Raw genomic sequence first — 4,200 nt, forward strand, 5'->3', positions numbered from 1 at the left:
CCCGACGGGCCCAGCAGCACACTGACCTCACCCGGGGGCAGGGTCAGCGACACGTCGGACCAGATGTTCGCCCGCCCGAAGGACTTCGACAGTCCCTCGACGGTCACCTCGACGCCGGTCATGGAGCTCCTTCGATCGTCATCCAATAGATGATCTCAACGATTCAGGGCGCTCGCGGTCACGGATGCCCTACGACTGCCCCATCCGGGCCGCGGTAGGTGCTCCTCGCGACCGGAAGCGCGAGCGCGCTGGTGGCGGGTTCGAGGCAGCGGGTGCGGTCGATGCCGCGTCCTCCGCCGGTGACGTTGGCGACCTGTGGGTGCGGGGGACTGCCCTGCTGACGATGCTAGACGAACCCCAGTAAAGAGATAACTCTTAACACTTATTAAGAGGAGGTTGATGCGTGCCACACTTCGGAGCGTGGGCGCCCAGCCAAGCGACGAGCCTCCCGCCCGGGCTTCGTTCGGTCCTGTGGGCCACAAGCTGCGCGTTCCCAAGATGGCCGAGCTCATCGCCAACCACCTCCGTAATCAGATCGTGCGCGGCGAGTTGCAGGAAGGCGACGCGCTGCCGCCGGAGTCGGCGCTGCTCAAGCAGTTCGACGTGTCCCGACCGACGCTGCGCGAGGCGTTCCGTGTGCTGGAGTCCGAGTCGTTGATCACGGTGCGGCGCGGGGCCAACGGGGGAGCCCGTGTCCAGGTGCCCTGCGCGAAGGTGGCGGCGCGGCGCGCCGCGTTCATCCTCGAGCACCGGAGCACGACCCTGCGCGACGTCTACGAGGCCCGCATCGTCATCGAGCCGGCAAGTGTCGCGCTGCTCGCGGAGCTGCGCAGCGACGAGACCATGGAGTGCCTGCGTCACGCCCTCGCCGCGCACGACGCCACGGCGGACGATCCGGTGCGGTTGATCCATACGCACGTCGCGTTCCATTCGGTGCTCGTCGAGCTGACCGGTAACCAGACACTGATCCTCCTGATGAGCATGCTCGGGCACATCATCGATCTGGCCAACCTCGCGCGTGTCGAGTCCACGGTGGGCACGCCGGCCCATGAGCGTGCGAGCCGCAAGGGCCTCGCTGCGCACCACCGCGTCGTCGAGTTCATCGAGGCGCGCGACGCCGACGGCGCAGAGCAGCTGTGGCGCACGCACCTCACCGAGGCCCGCGACTACCTCGTGCGTGCAGACGTCGAGACGGTGCTCGACCTCATGGGTTAGGGGGTCCCTCGGCGGACGGTCGGCCCTGACGACGTTGTGGGGAACGTCTGAGGAACGGTTCTTGCGACCGGCTCAGGACGCTGTTCGGGTCTGGTCATCGGCGTCCCGAACCTCCGGAACCATCACGGTCATACTATCTGCGACCCGCGGTGCGCGCGTGGTCGAAAGACGGAGGGGGTTCCGATGGCCGGGTGGTCTACTCGGGACGGCGCGGCGCGGGGTCAGGTCGGGCAGAGACTGCGCGTGCCCAAGGCAGCCGAGCTCATCGCTGACCACCTGCGTAGGCAGATCGTGCGCGGCGAGCTGGCCGAGGGCGACGCGCTGCCGCCCGAGGCGACGCTGCTCGAGCAGTTCGACGTCTCTCGTCCCACGCTGCGCGAGGCGTTCCGCGTCCTGGAGTCCGAGTCGCTGATCGTGGTCCGGCGTGGCGCCCACGGTGGGGCCCGGGTGCAGGTGCCCGATCCCGATGTCGCGGCGCGGCACGCCGGACTGATCCTGGAGTACCGCGGCACCAAGCTCGTCGACCTCTACGAGGCCCGCATCGTGATCGAGCCGCCGTGCGTAGCGCTGCTGGCCGAGCTCCGCTCCGAGGAGGATCTGAAGGTGCTCCGCGCGGCACTGGCCGAGCACGACGCGGAGGAGGACACGATGCAGTCCATCCGCACCCACGTCGCCTTCCACTCCCTGCTGGTCCAGCTCACGGATAACCAGACACTGCAGCTGATCATGGGGATGCTCGAGCACATCATCGAGCTGGCGAACCTGTCGCGGGTGGAGTCCACGGTGGGCACCCCGGTCTTTGACCGGGCCAGCCGGAAAGGACTGTCGGCGCACCACCGCGTCGTCGACCTCGTCGAGGCGCGCGATGCGATCGAGGCCGAGCGGCTGTGGCGCAAGCACCTCAGCGAGGCGCGCGACTACCTCGTCCGCGGCGACGTGGAGACCGTGCTGGATCTGATGGGTAGGTAGAGGGCGGCGGTTCAATCCGTTAGATTGTTGAGTCAGTTCGTCAAATGGCGAGGAGCTCAGCACCGTGACCGACCGATCTCCCCGCAGCGTCACCGACCGGCGCGGTGTCCTGGACAGTATGTACTTCGCCCTGGGCGGCGAGCAGGGCGAGCTCGGGACCGTCGTGTGCACGCTCCTCGACGACTACTCCCCGGAGTCCAGGTGACCGAGCCGGCCACGTGGTCGGAGATGGTTGCGGCCGCCCACCGTGGTGGGGGCACGGCCGTCGTCTCGGAGGCGGGGTCGGTGTCGGGTCCGGAGCTCCTGGCCTGGGCTTCCGGCATCGCCGAGTGGCTGACCGGACTGGGTGCCTCGCCCGGCGTGCCGGTGCCTGCCCTGCTGGGCGCCACCACGCCGGAAGCGGTCGCACTGACGGTCGGCGGCGCCGCCCTGGGCACGCCGATCGCCCCGCTCAACCCCCGTCTCACCGTGCACGAGCTGACGCCGATCGTGACGGCGCTCAGGGCGGCGGTGCTGCTCTGCGAGCCGGACGCCGTCGACGTCGGGGCCGCCGTGGCTGATGCGGCGGGCGCGCGCCTGGCCGTCCTCGGCGACGTTCCAGCGTCCACCCGGCCGCTGCCCGAGCCCGATCCGGACGCGATCGCGGGCTACCTCCACACCTCCGGGACCACCGGTCGGCCCAAGCCGGTGGCGATGGCGCAGGACCGGCTGGTCGTCCGATCGCACGTCAACATCGGGCTGCTGAGACTCACCCCGGACAGCGTCTATGCGACGGCGTCACCGTGGCCGCACATCGCCGGGAGCGGGAACGTCGTGGTCGCGCTCGCAGCGGGTGCCACGGTCGTCGCTGTACCGCGGTTCACTGTCGAGTCGTGGACCGGCCTGCAGACGCTGGAGCCGACCCACGCGCTCCTCGTCCCGTCGATGATCGAGATGCTGCTCGCGGCCGACCTGCTCGAGCCCGGAACGCTGCGGGTCCTGCAGTACGGCTCTTCGCCGATCCACCCCGACACCCTCGCCCGGGTGCTGGAGGTGCTGCCGGACGTCGACCTGGTCAACCTCTTCGGCCAGACCGAAGGCAGCCCGATCACCAGCCTCGGCCCCGACGACCACCGCCTGGCGGCGGACGGGCGGCCGGAGCTGCTGTGCTCGGTAGGGCGCGCCGTGCCCGGGGTGGAGCTACGCGTCGACGACCCGGACGAGCACGGCGTCGGTGAGGTGGTGGCCAGGGCCGCGCACTTCCTGCGACCCGACCCGGACGGCTGGCTGCACACCGGGGATCTCGGCCGTCTCGACGACGACGGTTTCCTCTACCTCTCCGGGCGGCGCGGCGACAAGATCGTCCGCGGTGGGGAGAACGTCTACCCGGTCGAGGTAGAGGACGTGCTCGTGAAGCACCCGGGCGTGGCCGAGGTGGCCGTCGTCGGCGTGCCGGAGCGGCGGCTGGGCGAGACAGTGGCTGCGTTCGTCGTACCCGCCGAGGGCAGCGCCCCTCCCACGGCCGACGAGCTGCGCGCCTTCGCCCGCGAACGGCTGGCGGGGTTCAAGGTGCCCGGCGAATGGTCGTTCGTCACCAGCCTGCCGAGAACCTCGTCGGGAAAGGTGCAGCGGCGGCTGCTCGCGGAGAGCCGACCTGAGGGCGCCTCACTTTCCGGTGGGGTGGCTGGTTGACGGACGCCCGGGGGGACCGGGGTGGTGCGCACGATCGCACTCGGCAATGCAGTAGGTCAGCGCGCCTCGCACTGCGCAACTGTTGGTCCGTCATCCAAAAATAGTTGAGTCACATGACAGTTCGTCGGGCCGTGCGTGTACAGATCTCCGCCTCAACGTAACCATCAGACACTGTCACAGTTAGAAGAGTGACAGTGTTCGTGGACAGTAGGGAGCGGATGATGGAGCACGACATCGCGCACTGGTCCGACGTGGTGCGCCATCGCCGGTCTCCCGAGGGGCGGACGCTGTGGCGGCGCTTCCTGGTGGTCCTGGTCCCGGCCGTGCTGGTGCTCATCCTCCTCG

The 4,200-nt window shown here is 69.5% G+C and carries 4 protein-coding genes and 1 pseudogene; 4 read left to right on the forward strand and 1 reads right to left on the reverse strand.

Annotation, left to right across the window (positions count from 1 at the left end; genetic code table 11):
* Positions 1-122: pseudogene (locus JWR81_RS20435) on the reverse strand (ABC transporter ATP-binding protein); the annotation flags it as partial.
* Positions 123-420: 298 nt separating this feature from the next.
* On the opposite strand from JWR81_RS20435, the gene JWR81_RS20440 reads away from it, so the two are divergent.
* From JWR81_RS20440 to JWR81_RS20455, 4 genes are all read left to right on the forward strand, one after another.
* Complete coding sequence (locus tag JWR81_RS20440) at positions 421-1,215, forward strand: FadR/GntR family transcriptional regulator (protein WP_297655211.1); 795 nt, start codon at positions 421-423, stop codon at positions 1,213-1,215.
* 243 nt (positions 1,216-1,458) lie between these two features.
* Positions 1,459-2,184 (forward strand): FadR/GntR family transcriptional regulator, encoded by a 726-nt coding sequence (locus JWR81_RS20445; RefSeq protein WP_297655213.1) that lies wholly within the window; start codon positions 1,459-1,461, stop codon positions 2,182-2,184.
* A gap of 64 nt (positions 2,185-2,248) precedes the next feature.
* On the forward strand, positions 2,249-2,389 hold the full coding sequence (locus JWR81_RS20450; RefSeq protein WP_297655216.1) for a hypothetical protein: 141 nt from the start codon (positions 2,249-2,251) through the stop codon (positions 2,387-2,389).
* Positions 2,386-3,855 (forward strand): class I adenylate-forming enzyme family protein, encoded by a 1,470-nt coding sequence (locus tag JWR81_RS20455; RefSeq protein ID WP_297655219.1) that lies wholly within the window; start codon positions 2,386-2,388, stop codon positions 3,853-3,855. Before JWR81_RS20450 ends, JWR81_RS20455 begins: the two co-directional genes overlap by 4 nt.
* Positions 3,856-4,200: the final 345 nt, after the last annotated feature.

Origin of the sequence: Pseudonocardia sp., from assembly GCF_025965585.1 — a bacterium.
Lineage (GTDB): Bacteria > Actinomycetota > Actinomycetes > Mycobacteriales > Pseudonocardiaceae > Pseudonocardia.